This window comes from Pseudomonas sp. S2_A10, assembly GCF_054668465.1.
In genome coordinates this window covers 2449646-2474795 of sequence record NZ_CP162773.1, presented here as the reverse complement: position 1 = coordinate 2474795, position 25150 = coordinate 2449646, and the positions used below count along the sequence as shown (strand labels likewise).

The following is a 25150-nucleotide window of genomic DNA, read 5'->3' as shown; positions in this document are numbered from 1 at the left end:
GGAGTTTATCGGCTTTTGTCGCCGATCGCCCGCAAGTGCACGGCAAAACGTTCCGCCAGCCAGCGCGCGGCCGGGCCGAGCGGTTCGTCGCGGCGCCAGACCAGTTCCACCACCAGCGCTGGCGGCGTCCATTCGCTGTCGAGCTCAATCATCTGGCCTTGATACGCCGAGTACTGCACAACGTGGCGCGGCAACCAGGCCCAGCCGAGATCGCGCACCAGCCATTCGGACATTACGTAAAAACTGTCGGCGCGCCATACCTGTGGGCTGGCCGGCTCGTTGCCGGGATAGACGCTGGTCTGCGTCGACATCAGCAATTGCCGGTGCTGCGCCAGTTGCTGGCAGGTCACATAGGACTGCTGCGCCAACGGATGATTGACGCCACAGACCGTGACCATTTCCACTCGACCTAGTACGCGCCGCTCAAGGGCTTCGGGGATTTCATCGTGATAGAACAACAAGCCAAGATCGGCCCGGCGTTCGACCAGTTTGCGCGCGACTTCGCCTTGGGCGGCGCTGGTCAGTTGCACTTCCAGGCTGGGAAACTGCTCGGCCAGTTCGCCGAAACTTTCCACCAGCGCCTGATAGGGCATCGCCTCGTCCTGAGCCACCCGCAACTGCGCCTCCTGGCCGCGCAGCATGGCCATCGCGCGGCCGTTGAGGCGCTCGCACTGGCGCAACACTTCCCGCGCCTCTTCCAGCAATGCCTCGCCCGCCTCGGTGAGACTGGGCTGACGGCCACTGCTGCGCTCGAACAGGCTCACGCGCAAATCCTCTTCGAGCATCGCGACAGCACTGCTGATCGCCGATTGCGCCTTGCGTTGTCGACGTGCCACGGCGGAGAACGATCGCTGTTCGGCGACGTCGACAAATACCCGCAGGTGCTCAAGATTCCATTGCATACGATTTTTCAACCTATCTACTGAACAGATAGGTAATGACTTTACCCCATCTGAGCAATCCCTAGAATGTCACTCCAGCAAGCAATGATTTATTTGAGGATCAAACCATGAACGCCTACGTCTATCTGGCCATCGCCATCTGCGCCGAAGTGATCGCCACCGTTTCGATGAAAGCGGTCAAGGGCTTCAGCACTCCTCTACCGCTGATTCTGGTGATTGTCGGCTACGGGATTGCATTCTGGATGCTGACGCTGGTAGTGCGCACCGTTCCGGTCGGCGTGGCCTACGCGGTCTGGGCCGGTATGGGCATTGTGATGGTCAGCGTGGCGGCACTGTTTATCTATGGGCAGAAGCTGGATATCCCGGCGATGCTGGGGATGGCGTTGATCGTGCTGGGCGTGGTGGTGATTCAATTGTTCTCGAAAACCGCCGGCCATTAACTGCCAGACACAATCCCCTGTGGGAGCGAGCCTGCTCGCGAATGCGGTACATCAGTCAACACATATGTCGACTGGCATTCCCTCTTCGCGAGCAGGCTCGCTCCCACATTGGCCCATATGTTCGGCATGTTGATCATCGACAAATCCGCCCCTTTCCCGAGTCTGTATACTGCGCCCTCGTCTTGAGCACTGAGGTCGTTGCATGCCATCCGTTATTTCCACCGACGTTCTGATTGTCGGCGCTGGTGTCGCCGGCCTCTGGCTGAATGCGCGCCTGCGCGGTCAGGGTTTCTCGACCGTGCTGGTGGAAAGCGCCAGCCTCGGTGGCGGGCAGAGCGTGAAGTCCCAGGGCATCATCCACGGCGGCGCCAAGTACGCGCTGCACGGCGCGCTGACCGGGGCCTCGGAAGCCATCGCCGACATGCCGCGCCGCTGGCGCGAGGCGCTGGCCGGTAATGGTGAGCTGGATCTGTCCGGCGTGCGTCTGCTGTCCGAAGCCCATTACCTGTGGTCGCCAGGCACTTTGGCCGGCAACCTGACCAGTTTCTTCGCCAGCAAAGCCGTGCGTGGCCGGGTCGATCAGGTCAAGGGCGATGAACTGCCGCCAGCCCTGCAAGACAAGCGTTTCAAGGGCAAAGTCTATCGCCTCGCCGAATTGGTAGTGGATGTCCCGAGCCTGATCCAGCGTCTCGCCGAGCTGGCCGGCGACGGTCTGCTCGCCGGGCAGGTCATCGAACCGTTGCTGGAAGCCGGCGTGCTGGTCGGCCTGAAAGTCGATGGCCGTGAGATCCGCGCTCAGCGCATCGTCCTCAGCGCCGGCGCCGGCACGGCCGAACTGCTTGAAGCCTTGGGCCTGAGCCGTCCGGCCATGCAGCGCCGCCCCCTGCACATGATCCTCGCCAAAGGCCCCGGCTTGAAACCGCTGTACGCGCACTGCCTGGGCGGCGGGACCAAGCCGCGCATTACCGTGACCACGCATCCGGCGGCTGATGGCCAGTGGGTCTGGTACATGGGCGGCGACATCGCCGAAAGCGAAGGCGTGGCCCGCGAGCCAGCCGAACAGATCGCCACTGCGCAAAAGGAAATCGCCCAATTGCTGCCGTGGATCGACCTCAGCACCACGCAATGGGCCACCCTGCGCGTCGACCGCGCGGAGCCGCTGCAAACCGGCCTGACCCGTCCGGACAACGCATTCCTCGCCGAGGAAGGTCGCTTGCTCGTCGGCTGGCCGACCAAACTGGCACTGGCGCCGGACTTCGCCGACCGCGTTATCGGCTCGCTGCAACGCGACGGCATCCAGCCGCAGGCGACCGAGCCGCTGCCGCCGCTGCCGAAACCGCCGCTCGGCGTCCCCGCATGGGAGCAACTGCTGCCATGAGCATTGCCACTCTGCACGAACTGCATCGCCCACTGGGCAGCACCGGCCTGACGGTTTCGCCGCTGGGCCTGGGCACGGTCAAACTCGGCCGCGATCAAGGGGTGAAATACCCCAACGGCTTTCAGATTCCCGGTGATGACGAGGCGCGCATGCTGCTGCGCCAGGCGCGCGATCTGGGCATCAACCTGATCGACACCGCACCGGCCTATGGTCGCAGCGAAGAACGCCTCGGCCCGCTGCTGCGCGGTCAGCGTCAGGACTGGGTGATCGTCAGCAAGGTCGGTGAAGAGTTTGCCGATGGCCTGTCGCGTCACGATTTCAGCGCCGCGCACACGCGAATGTCGGTCGAGCGCAGCCTGCAACGTCTGGAAACGGATTTTATCGATCTGGTCCTCGTGCACTCGGACGGCAACGACATGGCCATCCTCGAGCACGAAGAGGTCTACGCCACCCTCGCGGCGCTGAAGGCCGAGGGCAAGATTCGCGGCTTCGGGTTTTCCGGCAAAACCGTCGAAGGCGGCTTGAAAGCGCTGGAGCAAGGCGACTGCGCGATGGTCACCTACAATCTGAACGAACAAAACGAAAAGGCGGTCATTGACTATGCTGCTGCCCACGGCAAAGCCATTCTGGTGAAAAAAGCCCTGGCCAGCGGTCATGTCTGTCTGAGTCCGGGAGTCGATCCGGTGCGCGCCAGCTTCGAGTTGCTGTTCACTCATCCCGGCGTTGCCAGTGCTATTGTCGGCACGATCAATCCGCTGCACCTCGCCCATAACGTAGCGACCGTTGCCCAGGTCCTGCGTAGTCACTGACGCCGCCCCGCGGCCTTAAGCCAGGAGCCGATATGCCGCGCACGCTCATCCGCAAGAACCCGAGCAACTTCAAGACACTGCCGCTGTTCGTCGAAGCCACGCCCGAAGGCCTGAGCTATCAGAGCGTCGGCATGCCGCTGAACTTCGCCCAGACCCTGCAACGGCGCAAACCGGTCAGTGTCGCCGACAGCGAGCGCTTCGCGCTGGAACTGGCCAACCTCGGCGTGTCCGTGCGCCTGACCCTGCACTGGCAGAATCGTGATTACTGGGTGCTGGTGCGCCAGCGTCGGCAGGATCGCGGCGACGTGGTACTGAAGCTCATTTCCGGCTACGTGCCGGCCCATGAGCTGAACATTCCGCTGCACACGGCGATTCAGGAGATTGCCGAAGAGTGTCTGCTGGAAACCCCGGAAGGCTGGCTCGGCGGGCGTTTCAACGACACCTGGCTACCAGCACCCTATTCCGCTGCACTGCATTATCGCGAGGCGCTGCCGTTTCGCCTGACGCCGTTGTCCGGTTCGGCGCGTCCGGTGCGCTGCGCCAACCTGCAATTGCTGGAGCGACCAAGGGCGTACGTGCATCTGCCGACGGCGTCCCTGCAATTGATCTATGACTTGCGCCTGGACGTGCCCAAGGAGGCGAAGTCCTTGAGCCTGTTTCATGTCGACGAGCGTCTGGAAGGCGATCAACTGGTGGCGCGGCTCGATCGCAAACGGCCAGACCTGTACTTGATGCCATTGCACGACGGCCAGCCGCTGCCTGAGTTGTACACCCTGAAAAAGGATCAACTGTATCCGGCGAGTACCCGCGGTCTGTATCTGGCCGAAAGCTTCGCGCGACAGGATGGCTGGCTGGTGCGTGATGAGCGGATTCGCTGGAAGGACTGGTTGCGCCAACAGGGTCTGACGCCACCCGAGAAGGCTACTGGACTGGCACGCCTGCGCGGCAAGGCCAGGCAGCTGCTGAAGAAAATCGTACCGCGCAAGAAAGTGAATTCCTGAAAAGCAAAAAGATCGCAGCCTGCGCCAGCGCCTGAACAGAATTGTGCAGGCGCTGGCGCAGGCTGCGATCTCTTGAGCTTATTGGCCGCGGATCTTTTCCACGATCGCTGTCGTCGAGCTGTTTTCCACCAGCCCCAGCACTTTCACGGTGCCGCCGTAGGCGGTGACGATATCCGCGCCGACCACCTGATCGATACCGTAATCGCCGCCCTTGACCAGCACGTCCGGCTTGACCTCGCGCAGCAGGTTTTCCGGTGTGCCTTCAGAGAAGCTGATCACCCAGTCCACCGCGCCGAGACCGGCGAGTACCGCCATGCGGCGATCCACGCTGTTGATCGGCCGGCCCGGGCCTTTCAGGCGGCTGACCGAAGCGTCATCGTTGACTGCGACGATCAGGCGGTCGCCCTGAGCACGGGCCTGTTCCAGATAGGTGACATGGCCGGCATGCAGGATATCGAAGCAGCCATTGGTGAAAACAATCCGCTCGTTGTGCGCACGGGCATCGTCGACCGCCAGCAGCAGCTGCTCAAGTCCCAGCACGCCTCGCTCCGAACCTTCTTCGCGCTGAATGGCGCGGCGCAGTTCCGGGGCGCTGATCGCTGCGGTACCCAACTTGCCGACGACGATGCCTGCTGCCAGATTGGCCAGCGCCACGGCGTGCGGCAGTTCTTCGCCTGCGGCAATGGCCGCGGCCAGGGTCGAAATCACCGTATCGCCGGCACCGGTCACGTCGAACACTTCGCGGGCGCGGGCCGGCAGATGCAACGCCGGATGATCCGGACGCAGCAAGGTCATGCCGTGTTCACCACGGGTCACCAGCAGCGCGCCGAGGTCGAGCTCCTGCATCAGGACGGCGCCCTTGCTCACCAGTTCGTGCTCATCGGCGCAACCACCGACGATGGTTTCGAACTCGCTGAGATTCGGTGTGATCAGGCTGGCACCGCGGTAGATCGAAAAGTCCTTGCCCTTCGGATCAGCCAATACCGGTATACCTTTGGCACGGGCGGCCTGGATCAGGGCCTGGTGATTTTTCAGTGCGCCTTTACCGTAATCCGACAACACCAGCACCTTGATGCCTTCAAGCAACCCATCAACCTGCGCGGCCAGTGCCAGAGCATCGGTGGCGAACACTTCTTCGAAATCGATACGCAGCAACTGCTGGTGCCGGCTCATGACCCGCAGCTTGACGATGGTCGGCTGGTGCGCGATGCGCTGAAACAAGGCGCGCACGCCCGCGCCCTTGAGACTGTTGCTCAGGCTGTCGGCGGCTTCGTCATCGCCGGTCACGCCCACCAGCGATGCCGGTGCACCCAGCGCGGCAATGTTCAGCGCCACGTTGGCGGCACCGCCCGGGCGATCCTCGATCTGCTCGACCTTGACCACCGGCACCGGCGCTTCAGGAGAAATCCGTGAGGTTCCGCCATGCCAGTAACGGTCGAGCATGACATCGCCGACCACCAAGACAGGGGCTTGATCGAATCGCGGCATCGACAATTTCATGGAGCAACCCACATACAAAATGAACAGGGGCGCGATATTAACAGGATCGCGCGCGCCGGGAATACACGAGGGTGAGGCTGGCCCACCCTCATCTGCAGATCAGGCAATGTCTTCAGCCGGAGCATCCAGCCCCATCGCATGCAGACGCGCGTAGTAGCCATTATGAGCAAGCAGTTGGGCATGAGTGCCGCGTTCGACGATCTCGCCCTGATCCATGACAAGGATCAGATCGGCCTTCTCGATGGTCGACAAACGGTGGGCAATCACCAGCGTGGTGCGGCCTTTCATGACATGGTCGAGTGCCGCCTGAATGTGCCGCTCGGACTCGGTATCAAGGGCCGAAGTCGCTTCGTCGAGGATCAGCAGCGGGGCGTTTTTCAGCAAGGCCCGGGCAATCGCCAGGCGCTGACGCTGTCCGCCAGACAACAGCACACCGTTCTCGCCCACCTGGGTATCCAGGCCTTGAGGCATCTGCGCGATGAAGTCCATGGCAAATGCATCCCTGGCGGCTTTCTCGATATCTTCGCGAGGCGCGCCTGCCAGATCGCCGTAAGCGATGTTGTTGGCGATGGTGTCGTTGAACAGCGTCACGTGCTGGGTCACTTGCGCTACATGGCGACGCAGATTGCGCAGACGATAGTCCTCGATTTCGACATCATCGAGCAGGATTTCGCCGGTCTCGTGGTGATAGAAGCGCGGAATGAGACTGGCCAGCGTCGATTTGCCGCTGCCGGAACGCCCGACCAGGGCGATCATCTGACCTGGCGACGCGGTGAAGCTGATGTTTTTCAGCACTTCCCGTTCAGTGCCCGGGTAAGTGAAGCTGAGGTTGTTCACCGCCAGATGGCCACTGACCCGATCACGCTCGATCGTACCTGTGTCGATTTCCGGTTCAACATCGAGTTGCTCGAAAATGCTTTCGGCTCCGGCCACGCCTTTCTGGATGGTCGAGCTGACTTCAGACAATTGCCGGATCGGTTTGGGCAGCAAACCGGCAGCCGTGATGTAGGCAACCAGATCACCGGCCGTTGCATCACCGCGCAGGAACAGTACGAGGAACATCAGCACGGCCATGGCGGTGTAGATCACCAGCTGCAGCATCGGCGTATACACCGCGCCAGTCTTGGTCATGCGCAACTGTTTGTCGGTGTTGCTCTGGCTGGCCGCCGCAAAACGCTGCTGCTCATAAGCTTCGCCACCAAAACTGCGCACGACGCGATAGCCTTGAATGGTTTCGGAAGCCACATGGGTGACGTCGCCCATGGCCACTTGAATCTTCTTGCTCTGCTTGCGGAATTTCTTGCTGGTGTTGCCGACCATGAACGCGATCACCGGCAGAATGGCCAGCATCACCAGAGTCAGTTTCCAGTTCATCCACAGCAGATAGGCGAACAGGAAAACCACGGTCAGGCCTTCGCGGATCACCACTTTGATGGCATCCGTGGCGGCGCCGGTGACCATGGTCACGTTGAAAGTGATGCGCGAGATCAGATGACCCGAGTTATGGGTATCGAAATAGCGATTGGGCAGTACCAACAGCTTGTTGAACAGTTCGATACGCAGGTCATGCACCAGCCCCAACGAAACCCTCGCCAGGTAATAGTTGCCGAGAAACGAGCCGAGGCCTTGCCACGCTGCGATCAGGATGATCAGCAACGGCACAGCCATCAGCAATTGCACGTCTCGCAGATAGGGAACGTTGGGGAAGAGCACCGCTTCCGGGTTGCTCAGGCCATCGACAAAATACTTTAGAATCCCGGCCAGCATTGGTTGCGTGGAAGCAAAGATCACGAAGCCCACGATACTCAGCAGGAAAAGACCGATATAGGGTTTTACGTACCCCAACAGCCGAAAGTAGATTTTCAGGCTGGATTCCTGTTCCGCTTTGGGCGGTGCGTCAGTCATCGTAGAGCTCACTGGTTAAGAAGAACGCGAAATTTTATCACAAGCGCCGCCATTGGCCCGCGCCCATACCAAAACGCTGGCAAGCCCCAACGGCAGCCAGCTGATGAACCACTCGGCGCGCGGGGTGCCGGTGAGGCTGGCAGCGTCGAACTGCATCGCCAGTGTCGAGAACAGCCAGATACCGATGATCCCCCGGGCATACAGCGTTTCCCGAACTTTCCACGCCTGGAAAATAACGGCGAACCAGACGGCAGACCACAACAGCAGTCCCGGCAGACCCAGCACGATCGCGACATGGGTGAACAGATTGTGGGCGTGATCGAAGGTCATGCCCGACCAGAAAACCCTGTAGTCCCCACCCAGGCCCAACCCACCCCAGGGATGTTGGGCAATCATATCCAGAGAGGCCATCAGAATCTGCGGACGAAAGGAAACTCCGCGCGCCAGCACCAACGGTTCGAACAGCCACAGCGCCACAATCGCCACCACCAGGGCCACGGCTGCGACGATTCGGCTGTGGCGGTCACGACACCAGATCGGCATGGCCAGGATGGTCAGAAACAACGCCAGCGCCGCGCCTCGACTCTGACTCATCAGTACAAAGATACCCAGCACCGCCAACGCCAGTGTCCAGACCCCTTGCCACATCACGCCACGCGGCGCCCACAGGGCCAGCCACACCGCCGCCAGGCCGATGACATAGCCGCCGAGGATCGGATGCGCCAGCTCACCCAGCCCTTCCACCCGGGCAGACCAGGCGTTACCTTCGATGACGTAAAACCTGACGATGGCCACCAGCGCAGTTACTGCCAATCCCAGCCCGCCCCACTGCATGAGACGAATCAATCGCTCGGGGCGTCCGCTGGCAAACACCGGAAAAAACAGCAGGAACACCACGATATACAACAGACGCTTGGCCTCGCGCCCCGTTTCCGGTGCGTTTGTCCATGCCAGACTGATCAGCGACCAGACCAGCAATCCGAGCAATGGCAGGTAGATCCAGCGTTGTTCATGGAGCACTTCTCTGACGCGGTGCCGCGCAGCCCAGCCCAGCACTAGCGCCGGCAACCAGACGAGAGCCACCAGCCCCTGCTGGTAGACCTTGTTGGTGGGCGCTACGGCAATAGCCAGTAAAAACCACAAGAGCCCCATCGCCATCCATAGTTGCGCCCAGCGTGTTTCCTGCATCAATCTGCTCCTGACAAGGGTTCGCCCATGCGACGCGGCATGGTTAAAATCGAAACTTTTCGGCATCATTGCCCGCTACTACACCCCGCACTTTCGACAAGGCTTCCTACGATGCGATGCTCCCGGCTCTCACAAGCCGCTCTAGACCAAATGATCGACGCCGCCAAAGTTCTGGAAGCGGACAGCTATGGGCCGAAAGTCTACCTGCTGCAGGATGGGAAAATTCTCAAACTGTTTCGTCGCAAAAGGTTTTTTTCATCCGCCTTGTTTCGCCCCTACTCGAAGCGATTCATCGACAACGCCGTCGAGCTGCACAAACTCGGCGTGCCGACCTTGCAGATCCTCCAGTTCTTTCGCCTTGAGAAACCAGGCATGACCGCCGTGCTGTATGAGCCTCTGCCCGGGCAAACGCTGCGCCAGATCGCCGCAAAACAAGGTTTCAACTGGACTCAGGCATTGCCGGATCTGGCCGAGCTGATACGCAGCCTGCACCGCTCGGGCATCTATTTCCGCTCCCTGCATCTTGGCAACATCGTCGTCACACCAGACAACCGCATGGGCCTGATCGATGTCGCCGACATGCGCTTCACCCGCGGACCGTTGCCAAAGCGCTTGATCAAACGCAACCTGCAACATTTCGCCCGCTATATTGCGCGCGAAAAGCTGAACGACAGCTTTCCGATGCAGGCACTGGAGCGCGCGGTCTTGTCGTCATGAAAACAATGCGCGGGCAGCCTGGCTGAAGCTCGACCAGGCCTCGTCCGGAGCGAGCATCCTGTACTGCTCGGCATTGATCGCTTGAGATGAGGCACTGAAGGCGCGGTCGATGGCCTCGGCCCAGGCTTTCGTGTCATTGACCGGCGCATACCAGCCGGCGCTGCCCAGCTGTTCGCTGAACACCTCCAGATCGCTGCACAGCACCGGTACGCCGGCCATCACCGCCTCCTGCATCACCAGACCCAAGCCCTCTTCCAGCGAAGGGATGGCAACCCAGTCGAACGCACGATAAAGCTGCGCTGCTTCGTTCAGATGCCCGGTCAGCAAGACCTTCTCCTGCAAGCCAAGCGCGTCGATGCGCTGCTCCAGCGCCGCGCGTTTGGAGCCTTCGCCGATAATGACCAGGCGCAAGTCCGGGCGGCTGTCGAGTGCTGCGGCAAAGGCATCCAGCAAATAACCGAACCCCTTCTCGGAGACCAGCCGCCCTACCGCGCCCAATACCGGCGTATCGCCTTGCGGCAACCCCAACCGTGTCCGGGCTTGCTCGCGGGTGAACAGGTCAGCACGAAACGCTTCCGGATCGAACGCACTTCGCAACGGGGTGACAGGCATCTGCAGATCGCGGGCCAGTGAATCGGCGAGAGTGCTGGAAACGGCAACCAGTTTCAGCCGGGACGCAGGGATTGCCTGGAATAGAGCCTGGTCGCCGGCATTCAAACGCGCCGAACCGTGGAAGATCACTACCGCGCGGATATGCGGCAGTTTCTTGAGGACCGGTAATAACGTGCGTGCGACACCCATGCCGTCCAGCAGCAGCAATCGAGCGTCACTGTCCACGAGCGCCTGGCGAAACCTCGCCCGCATCACGGGTTTGGCCAAACGCCAGAAATGCCGGCCCTTCAGGCGGGCTGACGATAACTGCCACTCCCGGACCTCACCGACATCCACGCCGCACTCGGCTCCCTGCCCCTGGAGCAGCCAGGTTTTGACCACCGCCGACGGCGCAGCCTGAGAGAGTATCTGCTGGTGCACTTTGTGAATTGATGCGAACGGAGCGCCACCGGCCCACATGATATTGAGAATATTCATAGGGCAGAAAGCCGTTGCACGGATTTGCGGGGACAAGCTGCGGCGTACTCGAACTCAGTTGATGAACCAGCCAATGCAGACTCCCAGCAACAGAAACAAGGCAAATTTAATCTGCTCGCGGCGATTGCGGCGCGCTTTGCGTTCACGCTCGATATCCGTTTGCACATGCAAACCAAAACCGGTGTGCATGACCGCGTCTGCCTCGAGTATCAAGGCCTCCCTGTTCAGTTGCGAGTAGCGCTGTGACAAGGCCTTCTCGCCACCGTGTCCGGCGAAAGGCGCACACAACCGATAATCCTCGAGTCGGCGCAACCCCGGGTTCAGCGAGAACCCCTGCCACTCCGGCTTGTCGGAAATCAGCGGATAACACGCGACGCCATCGACAATCTCGCGCGCGCCCAAATGGATGTATGGGCTGTGAACACGCAGATCGTGATTATAGCTGCGCAACCAGATCTGCAGAATTTCCGGCCGCGCTTGCAGAATGGTCATCGAGTCTTCGACGAACCCCGGACGATAGAACTCCCAGTCATCTTCGCAATGAAAAATGTAGGGGGTGCTGACGTGTCCGTAGGCCAGGTCGATCGATGCCAACTGGCCCAGCTTCGGACGATTGACGAAGACCGTGCAATGCTCTTTCCAGTGAGCAGGCAGAATCCCGGCAACGCCTTCGTCGCCGGCATCTTCGGTGATGAACACTTCACGAATGGGTGCCGTGTTGTACCGGTCGAAGCTATCGAGAGTGGCCTTGAGCAGATCGAGTCGACCGCAGCTGGTAACCACCAATGTAATCTGGCTTTCTTTGGAAAATTGCACCGATATCTCGTTAATCAGAAGTCGCCAGCAATATCACTGGCTATATGACACTTGTCAAATGCCCACTTTCAGGCGGATTTTTTCCAGCAGGCTCAGCGGCGCCCGATCACGCAACGGCGGCTCAAGTTCTTCAACGATGCGCTGACCGATCCGCGCGAAGCTGAACTGCTCCACCGCCAGTTCGCGACCGTTGTCAGCGATGCGTTGCGCCAGTTGCGGATCCTCGCGCAGCGTGGCCAGCTTTTCCTGCAACTGCGCGATCGTCTGATAGAACACCACGTTGTGCATGTCCTGCAAACCCAGCGCCGCAGCTTCGGCGGCGCCTTGATCATAGGCCAGCAGGACGCAGCCGCAAGCCATGGCTTCGAAGTTCTTGATCATGAACTCGCCCATGCCTACGTCCGCGCTGACAAAAAAGCGGATACGGTTGAGCGTTTCCAGGTATTCAGCCCCGGACTTGGTCCGCGTCACCAGCAGCGGCTCGACCTGGCCCAGTTCATCCAGCAGCGCCTTGCGGCCACTGTAGGCCACACTGTTGGTGCTGCCGACGAAGGCGAGTTCGATATCCCGCTCGCGCCCCTGGTCCTGCAATTGCGTCTGATCGTAGCCCTTGGGCACGAACACGGCGTCGAAGCCCTCCGAGCGCAAGCGCTCGGCCACCACGAAACCGGAACTGATCACCCGTGCCCACGGCAAACGCCGATAGTGCGCACTGAACTTGCCGGTGTACTTGCAGGGGATGTAATTCTGATAGGCATCGTGCTCCAGAATCACCAGATTGGGGATAGTGCGGATAAACCCGACCTGCCGGATCTCCTGCTTGAAGCGCAGGAAAAACACGATGCGGTCATAGCGGGTAACATCGACTTCGCGGCGGAAATATCGCCGCAGATTGCGCTGCTCGTCACCGCTCAACCAGCGCAGATCGCACTCACAATGGGCGGCGACACCCTCATACAAGCGATCGAGGATGGCCCGCTGATCTTTCTGCACCAGAAATAGAACTTTCATTGTCTTCCTTGCCGCAACAGCAACCCGAGCAAACCTGAACATGCCCGCCCGCAAGAAAGTCTTGCGCGGGCGCCTGTGTCGCTACAAACGCCAGAACAGTTCATGTCGCCGAACCGCCTTGCGGAAAAATTCGTTTTCGCCATAAGGCGAACCGGCGCGCCCAGCCAGCAATCGCTGCAAGCTTCGACGCAAGCGACGCTTGAACGGCGCGGGCGGCTGCAGGTCATGCATCATGCCCAGGGCCATTGCCTTGTCACGCTGCTGCTCCACGGACAACGTCAGGCATACAGGCTGCACCGGCACGCCAGCATCAAAGGCTGGCGGCAGCGCCACGCCATCGCCACTATTGCCCATCGGCCACCGGTCGTTATCGTGCAGATGGTTGGCATAACCGAGCAGCGTCGGCTGCCAGTCCAGCCCCTTCAACACTTCAAGCACAGCCTGCTGCGCGCAGACGTGGTCGGGGTGCGGGTCCAGCGTCGGATGCGGCAGCACGATAACGTCCGGACGCGCGCGCAGCATTGTTTCGCGCAGATCAGCCAGCAGATTGTTCCAGGTCGGCGCGCCATCGGCGTCACTTGGCAGAACAAACCGGTTGAATTGACGGAACAGACGGGTATCGCTCAAATCCGCCTCGCGCGAGCCCACCGATTGCTCCGGCTTGTCCCGCATAGCGGCCAGTTGCAGGCAGAAATAGCCCAACTGCACGCAGCGTTCCTGGGGGACACCAGCCCATTGCGGCACGGTGAGGCTGTCCCAGGCGCGCAAGCGTCCCTTCAGCCGCGCTGCGTCGACCTTGCTCATGCCCATCTGCTGATAATGTTCGGCCTCGATTTCGCCAGCGGTCAGGGTGACGATCCAGGCTTCATCGGCCTGACTGTACAACCCGAATGCCGCCAGCTCCGCATCATCCGCGTGAGGGGCAATGACCATGACCCGCTGGCGACGATAATCAGCGTGTTCCAGCGCCCACAGTACCGGCTCGCCCGACACTCGACAGAAACGGCCGCGCAGACGCAATACTCCTTCGGACAACGCTTGCGCCTGACCGCTCAGGTTCAGATAGCGCAGGCCGCCGACACCGCGTTCAAAGGTCTGGACGTCAGGATTGGCGCCACCCGACAACTCGATGAAAGGATCAAGAAAACGTCCCAGCCAAGTGCTTTTGACCTGTACAGCCAGAATCAGCACGGCTTCGTCAGCCAGCATCACCCCTTCATCCAGACGCAGTTGCTCGCCGTTCAGATGCACCTTAGGCTGCGGCGTATACGCCGGGAAGCTGTATTGGTAATCGTCGCCGGGCGCGTAGAAAAGATGATCGGCAAACCACGCCTCATGGGCGATCCAGCCGCCAATCAGCAACACCGGCGCCAGCCACCAGGCGACCAGCACGCTCAGCGCGATGATGGCGGCCAGCGCGACCAACATGGCCACGCGCTTGTTGCGTCGATGGCGTCTGAGCAATTGCTGTTTGCGGCTCATGGTCTGACTCATACGGTGAACACCGGCACAGGGTTGCACCAGCGGTCCTTGTATTCACGGTCAGCGCGACCGAACGAAAAACGCAGCGGCTTGCCGAGTGCCCGTGCGTGTTCCCAGGCGCTTTGCGTATTGAGAAAACTCAGCACGCTGCCGGGGCTGAACTCGCGGGTTTCGGGATCCACGCCGCCATTCACGTATTCGACACTGATCCATTCTGCCGCCTCAACGCGGTAGACCAATTGAATCGCAATCGGCGCATCGTTGAGGAAAATGACCGAGCCGATCAGCAACTCGCGCAGCAACTCGATGACCTCGGCCATGCGCGCCGCGCCGGTCGCCGGAAAGCCCCAGCGGCGCTGAAACAGATCGCAGTACATCGCGGCCAGCTCAACGCTGGAAAACTCGCTGACCGCTCGCACCACACCGCCCGCTTCTTCCAGCAGACGCCGCTCTCGACGCTGGTTATAGCGAAACTTTTTCGACAACTCTTCCGGCGTGCGGGCCATGGCCAGTTGCTCAGCCTGCAACTTCAGGCCACTGAAACGGCCTTCGTTGAGTGCCGACAGATAGCGCGCCCGATGTCGCAGCGATGCCTGGGCATCGACGGCGGCTGGCAGGATCAGCTCGGCATTGCCGAGGTCGAACAGGCCTTTCTTGCCGTTGCGTTTGAGCACGTCCTTGGACAGAGCCAGGTCGCGCCCCCAGGTAGCAATAGCGGCTTTAACCTCGCCCTGCTGCTGCCAGGCCAGATAACGCACCGGGATCCCGGCCAGGTCCGCCAGGCGCTCGATGACCAGCGGATGTGTCGCGACACTGCCGCCATAACGTTGCCAGGCAGTGGCGTAGGTCGAGGCGTCAACGGGCGACCAGCCACGTTCGCGCCAGCCTTGAAATCGGTTGAGCATCAGCCCCTCGTTGCCAGATCGGTAACTGGCGGCAGGCGCCAGAAGGTCTCGCGCACCGCACGGTCGGAGAAACGCTCATGCAGTCGCTCGAGCATCATCTGCGCACATTGACGACGCTGCTGCGCATCCATCGCGGCCAGATGTTGCAGCCCCTGAGCCAGATGCTCGGCATCGCCCAATGGAAACAGAATGCCCACACCCTCCACCACTTCCTTCGCCCCGCCGCACGCGGTGGCCAGCAACGGTAAGCCGGCGGCCATGGCCTCCAGCAAGACCATGCCGAACGGTTCATGATCGGAGCTCAAGGCGAACACATCGAAGGCGCGGAAATAATTGCGCGCATCGGGCACCTGACCGAGAAACAGCACTCGGTCGGCAATGCCCAACTCACGGGCCAGCCCCTTGAGATCCTGCTCCAGGCGACCACTGCCGAGAATGACCAGCTGACTGTTGGCCGGCAGGCCTGGCAGCGCTTGGGCAAACCCGCGCAGCAACGTGGCCTGATCCTTGTCCGGGTGCAGGCGGCCGACGTTGCCGACAATCCAGGCATCCGGCGACAGCCCGAGGATCTGCCGCGCTTCTTCGGAAGGTACCTGACGGGCTTGCAGTGCAGGCACATCGATGCGGTTGTACAACGTCTGGATTCGGCTTGCCGGCCATTTCGGCAGGCAGCGCCGCATGTCGTCACGCACTGCATCCGACACGCCGAGAAGGCTCAGGCGCTGGCGGAAAATATGCGCGAACAACTTGCGCGTCCCACGCTGGTAATCGCCGAACGCGTGGTGCACACCAATGACCGGCAGCGATGTGCCGAGCAAGGCGATATAGATCGGCTTGAAGCGATGGGCGATGCAAAGACTGAAATTGCGTGAGGCGACGATCTTGCGCAGATCGCCGATAGCCCCTAGTTTCAGGCCACGAATGGCCTTGGAGCTGTACTCCATGAACAACACTTCATCGGAAGCACACGCTGCGGCCACCTCGCTATCGGCGGCCCCGGTCAGAAACACCGTGGTCACCCGATAGCCGGTGCCGGCAAACAGGCTGGCGTACTGCCGCGCGCAGTCCAGGAACGGCCCGTCATAGCCGTGACAGAACTGCAGCACATGGCGTTCAGCCGAGCGAGTCATAAGCGTTGGCGCCCTCTTTGACCACCAGAATATCTTCCATGATCAGGTACTGCAGATCCGAGCCGAAAAACATGTTCAGCGCGTCGGTCGGCGAGCAGATCATCGGTTCGCCACGACGGTTGAGCGAAGTGTTCAGCGACACGCCGTTACCGGTGAGGTTTTCCAGCGCCTTCATCATGTCGTAGTAGCGCGGGTTGTATTCGCGCTTGAGCACCTGGGCACGGGAAGTACCGTCCTCATGAACGACTTCCGGCACGCGGGTTTTCCATTCTTCGGCGACTTCGAAGGTGAAGGTCATGAACGGCGCCGGGTGATCGATCTTGATCATCTGTGGAGCGACGGTGTCGAGCATCGACGGGCAGAAAGGCCTCCAGCGCTCGCGGAACTTGATCTGATGGTTGATGCGGTCGGCGACACCGGCCACGCTCGGGCAACCGATGATCGAACGACCACCCAACGCGCGCGGACCGAATTCCATACGGCCCTGGAACCAGGCGACCGGGTTGCCATCGACCATGATCTGGGCGATCTGCTCCGGCATGTTGTCGAGCTTGCGCCAGGTCGGCTTGTTCTCGTGCCGGGCACACGCGGCAATCACGTCCTCGTTGCTGTACGACGGGCCGAGGTAGACGTGTTCCATCTTCTCGACCGGTACGCCACGGGCGTGCGACACGTAAGCGGCAGCGCCGACTGCGGTGCCGGCATCGCCGGACGCAGGCTGTACGAACAGCTCTTTGATGTCGTCGCGAGCGATGATTTTCTGGTTCAGCTTGACGTTCAACGCACAGCCACCAGCGAAAGCCAGTTTGCCGGTTTCCTTGAGCACGTCGCCCAGATAGTGGTCGATCATCTGCAACGCGAGCTTCTCGAACAGTGCTTGCATGCTCGCGGCGTAGTGGATGTACGGCTCGTCGGCAATGTCGCCTTCGCGCTTCGGACCCAGCCACTCGATCAGCTTTGGCGAGAAGTAGAAACCCTTGCCCTTCTCTTTATAGCGACGCAGGCCGATCACGTTGGCGTAGTCGGTGTTGATCACCAGCTCGCCATTTTCGAACGAGGCCAGACGTGAGAAATCGTACTTGCTGGCATCGCCGTATGGCGCCATGCCCATGACCTTGAACTCGCCGTCGAGCATCTCGAAACCGAGGAATTCGGTGATCGCACCGTACAGACCACCGAGGGAATCCGGGTCGAAGAATTCCTTGATCTTGTGGATCTTGCCGTTTTCGCCGTAACCGAAGAAGGTCGTGGCGTATTCGCCTTTACCGTCGATGCCGAGGATTGCGGTTTTTTCCTTGAAACCGGAGCAGTGATAAGCACTGGAGGCATGTGCCAGGTGATGCTCGACCGGCTCGATCTTGATTTTCTTCGGATCGAAGCCCAGTTGCTCGAGGCACCAGACGATCTTGTTGCGATAGCGCTTGTAGCGACGGTTGCCCATCAGGATCGCATCGAGAGCACGATCCGGGGCGTACCAGTAGCGCTTGGCGTAGTGCCAGCGGGCCTTGCCGAACAGGCTGATCGGGGCGAAAGGAATCGCCACCACGTCAACGTCGGACGGTTTGATGCCGGCTTGCTCGAGGCAGAATTTCGCCGATTCGTAGGGCATGCGGTTCTTTGCATGTTTATCGCGTACGAAGCGCTCTTCCTCAGCCGCCGCGACCAGCTTGCCGTCGATGTACAAGGCTGCGGAAGGATCATGGCTAAGGGCGCCGGACAGGCCAAGAATCGTCAATGCCACAGGGGTCTAGCCTCTTTAGTCTGCATGCAGGCGCGATGCGCCTTGAAAATTGATGTGCCCTCGCACAGGGCGAGTGGCAGCTAAAGGGCGGGATTATAGCGTAAAAGCGCCCGCAAGCCTCTAGCAGGAACAGGCAGTCGCCACGTTGACAGGCTTTGGACGTCGCAATAGACTCCAACTCAAATGGACTGGGGGATCCCGGTCGGCGCTAATGCCTCGGTGAGATCACCGGGGCTTTTCGCTTTTTGGAGGCGGGAAAATCTTCAAGCCCCAATTTTCGAAACCTTCTCCAGCGTTTATGCGCCCACCGCTGCAATAAAACTTGCGTTTGAGCACCTCGAAAGCGCGATTTTCCTGACCCGCTCTCAAAACACTCATACCAATGGGTCTCGCAACAAGATCAGCCAGCTGTAAGCCGGTGGAATTGACCTGCTTTGTGGCGAAGACTATTTCGAACGGCAGTTGCACGCCCATTCGATTGGCACCACCGCACATTCTGCGAAACTCTAGCTCCAACTCGTTATCTTCCCGCTTTCCTCGGCGTTCAAAAATCACATGTGTTGATGCGCGGTGCTGACCCTTCTCAGATAAAAAATCGTACAAAGTTTCAAGACAGAAGCCGAGCGCCAGAGCTGAGGCTCTACGCCTTCAAGAACCTCGCGCACCTCGCCCCGATTTTCAAAACGAGAAAACTGCACAACGTCACCCGCGATTGGGACGCCAATAGATACTGAGATTGCCATCCTCGATTTGCCGGTAAATCGTATAGGGCAAGGAAACGGTATCGAACACGGCGGACAGCGGAAGATCGAGCAACACAAAGGGCGCCAGCATACCCGTAGGATCAGGCGGCGCATTCAGCGTGCAAAAATCGAAGGCCAGACCACTGTAGATGCGCGGAATCGATTGGCAGTAGGTCTTCTTTTTGCGCAGGTCACGGGCAGCATCGGCGTCGCCCTGTAAAACGGTCGAGACACTGCCACAGCCTGAGAGCACCACAGAAATTACGCCCAGCATCAGAATTTTTTTCATGCTCAAGATTCGCCCTCCGAGATCGTCAGGCAAATTAGCATCGAGCCCGAGCAGGGCACAGTTCATGGCTTCTGGAGAAGTTGTAGGACAAATCGCTGTATTTTGTCCGCTACTGCCCACAGACTCCGTTTCGCAGTGGACCAGGTCCATTGCAAGAACGAGTCTGCTCGTGAGAAGGAATCACCCTGCGCTGGAGACTTCTTTCGGCAACCGCTGATCAATGACCTGGTACAACGCGCTGTTTTCAGGCCAGTTGCGCATGAAGCGCGCGCGATCGCGGGCGTAAGCCGGGGCAAAACTGCCGACCGATGAGTGCTGACACATGGAGTCGAGGTCGATCAGCGCCCAGCGATCCGTCTGCCAGAACAGATTGTGGCCTTTGAAGTCGCCATGACTGATGCGCTCGGCGATCAATCGGGCAAACAATTGATCAAGCGCCAGCAACTCGGCTTCCGGCGCCTGGCCATTTTCCACGTACGGCGCAAAGCGCTCGATGATGTCCGGCCCGGGCAGGTATTCGGTGACCAGATAGGCACTGCGGCGCAGCCACAAAAAACGCTTTTCCAGTACCGCCAGCGGTTTCGGCGTGGCGATGCCCAGGAACGCCAGGCGATTGCCTTCACGCCACGAATGCCAGGCCCGGCTCGGGCGCCAGAAGCGCTTGAGCCAATGGGCGAAATTCTTGATGTTGTAGCGCTTGATAACCAGAGCTCGCCCGGCCACCTCGACTCTGCCGACGCTGGCCGCGCCGCCGGTCTTGTACAGATGCCCCTGATCAAGCAAGGCGTCGGCCTGCTCAAGCACCGGCAGCATGGCCGCTTCTTCTTCACGGCGAACGGCGCGCAAGGCGAATGCACCGCGCTGCACGGCAAACAATGTGCATTCGCGGCCGACCTTGTTCAGATAATCCCTGAGTCGCCAACTGCGCACCTTGTCGATCTGTTTCTGCAACGCCTCCAGCGGCAAAGCATGTTCGCTGTTGCTCAACAGGTAATAGACCAGCAACTCTTCGGTGAACGGCTCGAGTGACTTCGGAAGCTGAGCGAAAAACACCCCGAGATTTTCCAGCACTTTTTGTCGGGACAGTGGCTGGCCCGCAGCTTCCGCACGAACTCCGGCGCCATCGATCAGGTACAACTGACCGCCGTGACGCAGCAGATTGTCCAGGTGCAGATCCTCCTGCCAGAGTCCTTTGCCATGCATCCGACCGATAGCGTCAAGCGCTTCGGCCAGAACGGCGGTCTGCTCATCGGCCAGTGCCGGCAGAGACTCGACCTCGGCCCAGGCATCACCGAGGCTCTCGGCACCCTCGAGGAATTCGAACAGCAGCCAGCCACCCTCACCGTCTTTCAGTCCATCGGCCAACAGCAGCGGCGTGGTCAGGCCTTGCGCCGCGAGAAGGCGCACACCGTCCAGCTCCCGCTGAAAATGTCGGGCGGCCTTGCTGCCGACCAGCAACTTGGCCAATACCGGCCGACCGCGCCAGACGCCGGCGCCGACATAGCGCTGGCCGGGCAACACCCGCAGCAGGCTCAGCAACTGCAAATCCGCAACACCGGCGGCGTCCGCCAGGGTCACGGTCAGCGGCAGTGAGGGGGTACGCCCGGAGCGGGCCAGCTCGGACAATTGCATCAGCGGGTCTCCTTATGGCTGCGCCGCGCTGTCAGTCGGGTCAGCCAGCTGTCGAGCAGCGAGCTGTCAGTCGGCTGATCGAGATAAGCCGCGAGCAACTGGCGCAAGTCTGCCTCGCTCCATTGCGGCGCTCGCCGTTGCAACGGTTCCAGATCCTTGACCCGATCACGCATGCCGAACAGCAACGGCCGGGTTTTCTCCAGATCGATCAGCTGCGCCTCATAGCCGTCGCCGGTGGCGCGCAGGAAAATATGTTTGGGATAGAAACAGCCATGCACCTGACGCGCGCCGTGCAGCCGCCGCGCCAGCAGCCCGCAAGCCTTGAGAATCGCCGAATGCTGAGCGGCACTGAGCTGCGCCCAGCACGCCAGCAACGAATCCAGGTCGCTCCAGCCGTCCAGTGCACGGGTGAGCAGAATGGCGCGTACTTCCCCGGCGACCTTGCGCTCACCGAAAAACGCCGCCTGCAACGCCGGAATGCCCAACTTGCGGTAACGGCTGATGTTGCGAAATTCGCGGGCAAAGCTTGGCTCGCCAAACGGCGCCTGCAAAGTTCGGGTCAGATAATTGCTCTGGCGCTTGAGGTAATAGCCCTGGCCCTCAAGATCGAGACGGAACACGCTGCTCCAGCCGCCACCGGCAGTGTTGGGCTCATCCACAGCTTCAAGCTGTTTGGCCCACAGTGCATCGAAATTGCCGAGACCGTGGCGCTCCAGCAGTGCGCGGTCCTGTTCGGCAAGAAAATCAGTCATTCGCGCCCCTCAAAAAATCTCACCACGTGGCGAATCCGCTTCTTGTCGGCGACATCGAGCCGATCACACTGGCGATACTGCTTGTAGAAGCGCAGGCGCTGGGTGTTGGACAGGTGATATTTGGCCAGTTTGTCGAGACAGGCGAGGTCCTTGGTGATCCGGTACTTGAGCCAGAAGCCGCGCCAGAATTCGCCGTTGGGGCAGTCGATGAGGAAGATGCGCGCCTGATCGTCGATCAGCAGGTTGCGCCATTTCAAATCGTTATGCGTAAACCGATGGTCGTGCATGGTCCGGGTGTAACCGGCCAATTGCTGGCTGACACCGTCGACCCAGGCGCGATCCTTGAGCCTGGGATCCTTGCGCTCGGCCAGCGCCGAGAGGTCTTCGGTATTGGGCAGTTCACGGGTGATCATCGCGCCCCGATCGTAGGCCGCGCCCCGCCGCTCCAGCCCCCAGGCCACCACCTCGGCAGTGGGGATGCCCCACTTGGCGAAGCGCTTGAGGTTCTGCCATTCCATTTTTACGCGCGGCTTGCCGAGGTAACGGCGCAGGCCCTTACCGGCGCCGACGTAGCGTTTGACGTAATAATTGACGCCGTCGCGCTGCACCCGAACCACCTCCGACAGCGGATCGCGGGTGAGGCGTTCGCCCTGCAAGGCAAATACGGCTTCGAGGCTGCCGAAATCTTCGGCGAGTTCGCCGTACTGCGGCTCAAGTGTCCAACCCGCCATCAGAGCGCATCCCCGTAACGCTGTTTACGCTCGTAGAGCTTGTCGGCCTTGCCTTGCAGCCAGCTCAGCAATGGCGCTTCTTCCGCCAGAATCTGCCGCACTGGTTGCTGGAAATAGCCTTTGAGAAAACGCAGTTTGTCGCGACGGGTCAGGCCGATGTCCAGCGCCGAGAAGTACAGCGCCGCCAGATCCTTGTTGCGCCAGCGCTGAGTGATCTTTGCGCGGGTCTGGGCTCGGTGCAGATCGATCACCGAGAGTTTGAAATCCTGCGGCGTGACCGGTTTGTCGGTGTGCAGCAGAAAATGGCAAATGTAGCAGTCACGGTGATTGACCCCGGCGCGGTGCATCATCCCGGTCATCCGCGCGACTTCGGCAATCAGCGCGCGCTTGAGTGTTGGCTCCGGCGGCTGCTTGACCCAGTCAATGCTGAAGTCTTCGAGGCTGATGGTCGGCGCGAGTTCTTCGGTGACGATGAACGAATGCTGATCCGCCGGGTTGCTGCCTTTCTCGCCGTAGGCGACGGCAGTCATGGTCGGCACGCCGGCTTCCTGCAGACGCTGAATGGCTTTCCACTCCTGACCCGCGCCGAGCACCGGCAGCTTGGCGGTCAGCAGGTTCTTGAAGATCTCGCCCCAGCCGATGCCACGGTGGATTTTCACAAAAAACCCGTTGCCGTCGACTTCCGTGCGCAATGTCCGGCGCGCTTCCAGCTCGCGGTACACCTCGCCCTGCAAGCCTTCGACTTCGGCGAACGGGTCGCGTCCGGCCCAAAGGCTTTTGAACGGTTCAGCCAGCATCAACTTCATTAAGCGTGCTCCGCCAGAATCACATCCGCCGCGTGCTGCGGCATGCTGTAGAGGTCGGCCGTCTCGGCGAAGGCCAGACCGTTGCGGCTCCAGGCCGCCCGTGCAGCGTCGTCGCTCAACATCTCGGTCAGGTATCGGGTCAGCTGCGCCTGCTCGAACGGCTCGTCCAGCACTCGCCCGGCATCAGCCTCGGCGATGTAATGGGCGTAACCGCAGACCGCACTGACCAGCACCGGCAAACCGGCCACCAGTGCTTCAAGCAGCACGGTGCCAGTGTTTTCGTTGTAGGCCGGGTGAATCAACAGGTCGGCACCGAGCAGGAAACGCGGGATATCGCTGCGGCCTTTGAGGAAGGTCACATTGTCGCCCATGCCCAGCGTCGCACTCTGCATCTGGAACAATTTGGGGTCATCCTGGCCGATTACAAACAGCCGGGTGCGTTTTCTCAACTCGGCCGGCAGCGCGGCCAGCGCCTTGAGGCTGCGATCGACACCCTTGGTCTTGAAGCCGGAGCCGATCTGCACCAGCAGCAACTCGTCGTCCTTGAGATTGAATTCAGCGCGGAAACCGGCGCGAATCTCATCGGCATCCGCCGGCCGCCGACGGTCCTGGGCAATGCCCGGCGGCAGCAGGTGGAAGCGCTCGAGCGGCGTGTCGTAATACTTGATGAACAGCGGCTGCTGCACTTCGGAAATCATCAGCACTTCGGTCTTCGCGTCCTTGGCGAACACCGCGCGCTCATACTCGGCGAAGTGGCGATAGCGGCCCCAACGGCGGTACAGCGAGTTGCGCAGGTTCTGCGCCTTGTCTTCGAAGCAGCCGTCGGCGGCGTAGTAGACGTCCAGGCCCGGCATCTTGTTGAAGCCGATCAAGCGATCGACCGGACGCTTGGCCAGATCCGCTGCCATCCACGCGCTGAGCTTTTCGTTGCGACGGTGGTTGAAGAACGCTTTGACCGGCGCCACCAGCACTTCGAAACCCGGCGGCACGTCGCCTTCCCAGATCAGCGTGTAGACGCGAATCTGATGGCCGCGCTTCTGGCATTCGAGAGCGATGCGCATGAAGTCGCGCTGCAAGCCACCGAACGGGAAATATTTGTACAGGACAAATGCCAATTGCATCAGCGCAGCTCCTCAGCCATTAACAACGTGCTCAGTCGGCTGGCGACACGCTCGGGGTTCACACGCGTGAAGCACAAAGGCTGCTCGCGTTTCAGGTCAAACTGACGGGCATCCTGCGCGGTCGGTTGATAGGTACATTTTTTCTGCATGCAGGGCGCGCACGGGAAGTCGCTGGCCAGATGAATCTGCAGCTTGCCGTAAGCGCCGGTCAGGCCCGGGTTGGTCGGGCCGAACAACGAAATCGTCGGCACATCCAGTGCAGCGGCCAGATGGCCGAGCCCGGTGTCCACTGCCACGCAGGCTTGCGCGCCGGCGAGGACTTTGCCGACGCCGGCCAGATTGAGCTTCGGCAGCACTTCGGCGTGTTTGAAGCCGGCAGCGATGCGTTCGGCGCGGGCCTTTTCCTGAGGGTTGCCCCATGGCAGCCTGACGCCAACGCCGAGGTAGCCGACCCGCTCGGTCAGCTCGCGCCAGTAGATTTCCGGCCAGTGCTTGGTGTCCCAAGTGGTGCCGTGGAGGAACACCACGTAAGCGTTCTTGCGTGGCAACTCGACCAGTCGCTCGACGTTGAGGCCGTAATCGCCGAGGCCTTTGGGCAAGTCGTAACCCAGAGCGATGGCGAATAACTGGCGTACGCGCTCGACGGCGTGCTGACCACGGGCGACAGCGAGTTTGCGATCGTAGAAGCGCGCGGCTATCGGTTCGCGCGCGGAGGTTTTATCGAGGCCGGCCACCGGGGCTTTGACGTAGCGGGTCAGCCAGGCACTTTTCAGCAGGCCTTGGGCATCGATCACCAGATCGTATTTATTGGCGCGCACGCTTTGCTTGAAGCGTTTCCACTCGCCGCTGGTGATGGTTTTCCAAAGATTCTTGCGCCAGCGGCGGATCGCCACCGGAATCACTTTATCGACCGCCGGGTGCCAGCTCGGAATCTCGGCGAAGCCCTCTTCCACCACCCAGTCGAACTTGATCCCCGGGATCGCGCGTGCAGCGTCGGTCAGCGCCGGCAACGCGTGAATCACGTCGCCCAGCGATGAGGTCTTGATCAGCAATACCCGCAAG

The 25150-nt window shown here is 60.7% G+C and carries 23 protein-coding genes and 1 pseudogene; 5 read left to right on the top strand and 19 right to left on the bottom strand.

Annotated elements, in window-relative coordinates:
- Positions 1–5: 5 nt before the first annotated feature.
- Positions 6–902, bottom strand: a complete 897-nt coding sequence (locus AB4N41_RS11260) for a LysR family transcriptional regulator (protein WP_252877320.1) — start codon at positions 900–902, stop codon at positions 6–8.
- A 107-nt stretch (positions 903–1009) separates the two neighbouring features.
- Between AB4N41_RS11260 and AB4N41_RS11255 the strand changes: the two genes are divergently transcribed.
- The 4 genes from AB4N41_RS11255 to AB4N41_RS11240 all read left to right on the top strand — a co-directional run bounded on the left by AB4N41_RS11255 (position 1010) and on the right by AB4N41_RS11240 (position 4530).
- Positions 1010–1342, top strand: coding sequence for a DMT family transporter (locus tag AB4N41_RS11255; RefSeq protein WP_150638310.1), 333 nt, complete (start codon positions 1010–1012; stop codon positions 1340–1342).
- Between the two features lie 202 nt (positions 1343–1544).
- Entirely contained in the window at positions 1545–2720 is a 1176-nt protein-coding gene (locus tag AB4N41_RS11250) for an NAD(P)/FAD-dependent oxidoreductase (RefSeq protein ID WP_252877319.1), read from the top strand.
- The gene (locus AB4N41_RS11245; protein WP_095180984.1) at positions 2717–3529 is read left to right on the top strand and encodes an aldo/keto reductase; all 813 of its coding nucleotides are present in this window, start codon (positions 2717–2719) and stop codon (positions 3527–3529) included. The genes AB4N41_RS11250 and AB4N41_RS11245 overlap by 4 nt, the downstream gene beginning before the upstream one ends.
- Before the next feature lie 32 nt (positions 3530–3561).
- Positions 3562–4530, top strand: a complete 969-nt coding sequence (locus AB4N41_RS11240; RefSeq protein ID WP_073471655.1) for a metal ABC transporter ATPase — start codon at positions 3562–3564, stop codon at positions 4528–4530.
- Between the two features lie 78 nt (positions 4531–4608).
- Here AB4N41_RS11240 and hldE read toward each other — a convergent pair whose 3' ends face one another.
- The 3 genes from hldE to AB4N41_RS11225 all read right to left on the bottom strand — a co-directional run bounded on the left by hldE (position 4609) and on the right by AB4N41_RS11225 (position 9123).
- A complete protein-coding gene (gene hldE, locus AB4N41_RS11235; protein ID WP_041477636.1) occupies positions 4609–6030 on the bottom strand; it encodes a bifunctional D-glycero-beta-D-manno-heptose-7-phosphate kinase/D-glycero-beta-D-manno-heptose 1-phosphate adenylyltransferase HldE in 1422 nt (473 codons plus the stop codon).
- A gap of 99 nt (positions 6031–6129) precedes the next feature.
- Positions 6130–7935 carry a lipid A export permease/ATP-binding protein MsbA gene (msbA, locus tag AB4N41_RS11230; RefSeq protein WP_016771984.1) on the bottom strand — a complete coding sequence of 602 codons (1806 nt, stop codon included), beginning with the start codon at positions 7933–7935 and terminating at the stop codon, positions 6130–6132.
- Positions 7936–7950: 15 nt separating this feature from the next.
- Complete coding sequence (locus tag AB4N41_RS11225; RefSeq protein WP_056787494.1) at positions 7951–9123, bottom strand: O-antigen ligase family protein; 1173 nt, start codon at positions 9121–9123, stop codon at positions 7951–7953.
- A 150-nt stretch (positions 9124–9273) separates the two neighbouring features.
- Between AB4N41_RS11225 and AB4N41_RS11220 the strand changes: the two genes are divergently transcribed.
- A complete protein-coding gene (locus tag AB4N41_RS11220) occupies positions 9274–9840 on the top strand; it encodes a lipopolysaccharide kinase InaA family protein (RefSeq protein ID WP_224787295.1) in 567 nt (188 codons plus the stop codon).
- Here the strand turns inward: AB4N41_RS11220 and AB4N41_RS11215 are convergent.
- From AB4N41_RS11215 to waaC, 15 genes and pseudogenes are all read right to left on the bottom strand, one after another.
- Complete coding sequence (locus AB4N41_RS11215) at positions 9835–10929, bottom strand: glycosyltransferase (RefSeq protein WP_150638316.1); 1095 nt, start codon at positions 10927–10929, stop codon at positions 9835–9837. The genes AB4N41_RS11220 and AB4N41_RS11215 overlap by 6 nt on opposite strands.
- A gap of 54 nt (positions 10930–10983) precedes the next feature.
- Positions 10984–11745 (bottom strand): glycosyltransferase family 2 protein, encoded by a 762-nt coding sequence (locus AB4N41_RS11210; protein ID WP_252877317.1) that lies wholly within the window; start codon positions 11743–11745, stop codon positions 10984–10986.
- A 54-nt stretch (positions 11746–11799) separates the two neighbouring features.
- Positions 11800–12756, bottom strand: a complete 957-nt coding sequence (locus tag AB4N41_RS11205; protein WP_252877316.1) for a glycosyltransferase — start codon at positions 12754–12756, stop codon at positions 11800–11802.
- Positions 12757–12837: 81 nt separating this feature from the next.
- Entirely contained in the window at positions 12838–14238 is a 1401-nt protein-coding gene (locus AB4N41_RS11200) for a PIG-L deacetylase family protein (RefSeq protein ID WP_252878151.1), read from the bottom strand.
- A gap of 8 nt (positions 14239–14246) precedes the next feature.
- Positions 14247–15143 (bottom strand): antimicrobial resistance protein Mig-14, encoded by an 897-nt coding sequence (locus AB4N41_RS11195; RefSeq protein ID WP_252877315.1) that lies wholly within the window; start codon positions 15141–15143, stop codon positions 14247–14249.
- On the bottom strand, positions 15143–16273 hold the full coding sequence (locus AB4N41_RS11190) for a glycosyltransferase (RefSeq protein WP_252877314.1): 1131 nt from the start codon (positions 16271–16273) through the stop codon (positions 15143–15145). Before AB4N41_RS11190 ends, AB4N41_RS11195 begins: the two co-directional genes overlap by 1 nt.
- Positions 16257–18014 (bottom strand): carbamoyltransferase family protein, encoded by a 1758-nt coding sequence (locus tag AB4N41_RS11185; protein WP_024011327.1) that lies wholly within the window; start codon positions 18012–18014, stop codon positions 16257–16259. The genes AB4N41_RS11190 and AB4N41_RS11185 overlap by 17 nt, the downstream gene beginning before the upstream one ends.
- 225 nt (positions 18015–18239) lie before the next feature.
- Positions 18240–18644 (bottom strand): annotated as a pseudogene (locus AB4N41_RS11180) (DUF3800 domain-containing protein); the annotation flags it as partial.
- A gap of 72 nt (positions 18645–18716) precedes the next feature.
- Complete coding sequence (locus AB4N41_RS11175) at positions 18717–19046, bottom strand: YceK/YidQ family lipoprotein (RefSeq protein ID WP_371915143.1); 330 nt, start codon at positions 19044–19046, stop codon at positions 18717–18719.
- Between the two features lie 180 nt (positions 19047–19226).
- Entirely contained in the window at positions 19227–20678 is a 1452-nt protein-coding gene (locus tag AB4N41_RS11170; RefSeq protein WP_252877313.1) for a lipopolysaccharide kinase InaA family protein, read from the bottom strand.
- A complete protein-coding gene (locus AB4N41_RS11165) occupies positions 20678–21430 on the bottom strand; it encodes a lipopolysaccharide kinase InaA family protein (RefSeq protein ID WP_236168152.1) in 753 nt (250 codons plus the stop codon). The genes AB4N41_RS11170 and AB4N41_RS11165 overlap by 1 nt, the downstream gene beginning before the upstream one ends.
- Complete coding sequence (locus AB4N41_RS11160) at positions 21427–22161, bottom strand: lipopolysaccharide kinase InaA family protein (protein WP_041477623.1); 735 nt, start codon at positions 22159–22161, stop codon at positions 21427–21429. Before AB4N41_RS11160 ends, AB4N41_RS11165 begins: the two co-directional genes overlap by 4 nt.
- On the bottom strand, positions 22161–22967 hold the full coding sequence (rfaP, locus tag AB4N41_RS11155) for a lipopolysaccharide core heptose(I) kinase RfaP (protein WP_252877312.1): 807 nt from the start codon (positions 22965–22967) through the stop codon (positions 22161–22163). Before rfaP ends, AB4N41_RS11160 begins: the two co-directional genes overlap by 1 nt.
- Positions 22967–24088, bottom strand: a complete 1122-nt coding sequence (locus AB4N41_RS11150) for a glycosyltransferase family 4 protein (RefSeq protein ID WP_252877311.1) — start codon at positions 24086–24088, stop codon at positions 22967–22969. The genes rfaP and AB4N41_RS11150 overlap by 1 nt, the downstream gene beginning before the upstream one ends.
- Positions 24088–25149: a lipopolysaccharide heptosyltransferase I gene (waaC, locus tag AB4N41_RS11145; RefSeq protein ID WP_252877310.1), complete on the bottom strand. Its 1062-nt coding sequence runs from the start codon at positions 25147–25149 to the stop codon at positions 24088–24090. Before waaC ends, AB4N41_RS11150 begins: the two co-directional genes overlap by 1 nt.
- Between the last annotated feature and the right edge of the window lies 1 nt (position 25150).

Coding starts and splice junctions, on each gene's coding strand:
- AB4N41_RS11260 (WP_252877320.1), bottom strand. CDS start 902: ATGCAATGGAATCTTGAGCACCTGCGGGTATTTGTCGACGTCGCCGAA.
- AB4N41_RS11255 (WP_150638310.1), top strand. CDS start 1,010: ATGAACGCCTACGTCTATCTGGCCATCGCCATCTGCGCCGAAGTGATC.
- AB4N41_RS11250 (WP_252877319.1), top strand. CDS start 1,545: ATGCCATCCGTTATTTCCACCGACGTTCTGATTGTCGGCGCTGGTGTC.
- AB4N41_RS11245 (WP_095180984.1), top strand. CDS start 2,717: ATGAGCATTGCCACTCTGCACGAACTGCATCGCCCACTGGGCAGCACC.
- AB4N41_RS11240 (WP_073471655.1), top strand. CDS start 3,562: ATGCCGCGCACGCTCATCCGCAAGAACCCGAGCAACTTCAAGACACTG.
- hldE (WP_041477636.1), bottom strand. CDS start 6,030: ATGAAATTGTCGATGCCGCGATTCGATCAAGCCCCTGTCTTGGTGGTC.
- msbA (WP_016771984.1), bottom strand. CDS start 7,935: ATGACTGACGCACCGCCCAAAGCGGAACAGGAATCCAGCCTGAAAATC.
- AB4N41_RS11225 (WP_056787494.1), bottom strand. CDS start 9,123: ATGCAGGAAACACGCTGGGCGCAACTATGGATGGCGATGGGGCTCTTG.
- AB4N41_RS11220 (WP_224787295.1), top strand. CDS start 9,274: ATGATCGACGCCGCCAAAGTTCTGGAAGCGGACAGCTATGGGCCGAAA.
- AB4N41_RS11215 (WP_150638316.1), bottom strand. CDS start 10,929: ATGAATATTCTCAATATCATGTGGGCCGGTGGCGCTCCGTTCGCATCA.
- AB4N41_RS11205 (WP_252877316.1), bottom strand. CDS start 12,756: ATGAAAGTTCTATTTCTGGTGCAGAAAGATCAGCGGGCCATCCTCGAT.
- AB4N41_RS11200 (WP_252878151.1), bottom strand. CDS start 14,238: ATGAGCCGCAAACAGCAATTGCTCAGACGCCATCGACGCAACAAGCGC.
- AB4N41_RS11195 (WP_252877315.1), bottom strand. CDS start 15,143: ATGCTCAACCGATTTCAAGGCTGGCGCGAACGTGGCTGGTCGCCCGTT.
- AB4N41_RS11190 (WP_252877314.1), bottom strand. CDS start 16,273: ATGACTCGCTCGGCTGAACGCCATGTGCTGCAGTTCTGTCACGGCTAT.
- AB4N41_RS11175 (WP_371915143.1), bottom strand. CDS start 19,046: ATGAAAAAAATTCTGATGCTGGGCGTAATTTCTGTGGTGCTCTCAGGC.
- AB4N41_RS11170 (WP_252877313.1), bottom strand. CDS start 20,678: ATGCAATTGTCCGAGCTGGCCCGCTCCGGGCGTACCCCCTCACTGCCG.
- AB4N41_RS11165 (WP_236168152.1), bottom strand. CDS start 21,430: ATGACTGATTTTCTTGCCGAACAGGACCGCGCACTGCTGGAGCGCCAC.
- AB4N41_RS11160 (WP_041477623.1), bottom strand. CDS start 22,161: ATGGCGGGTTGGACACTTGAGCCGCAGTACGGCGAACTCGCCGAAGAT.
- rfaP (WP_252877312.1), bottom strand. CDS start 22,967: ATGAAGTTGATGCTGGCTGAACCGTTCAAAAGCCTTTGGGCCGGACGC.
- AB4N41_RS11150 (WP_252877311.1), bottom strand. CDS start 24,088: ATGCAATTGGCATTTGTCCTGTACAAATATTTCCCGTTCGGTGGCTTG.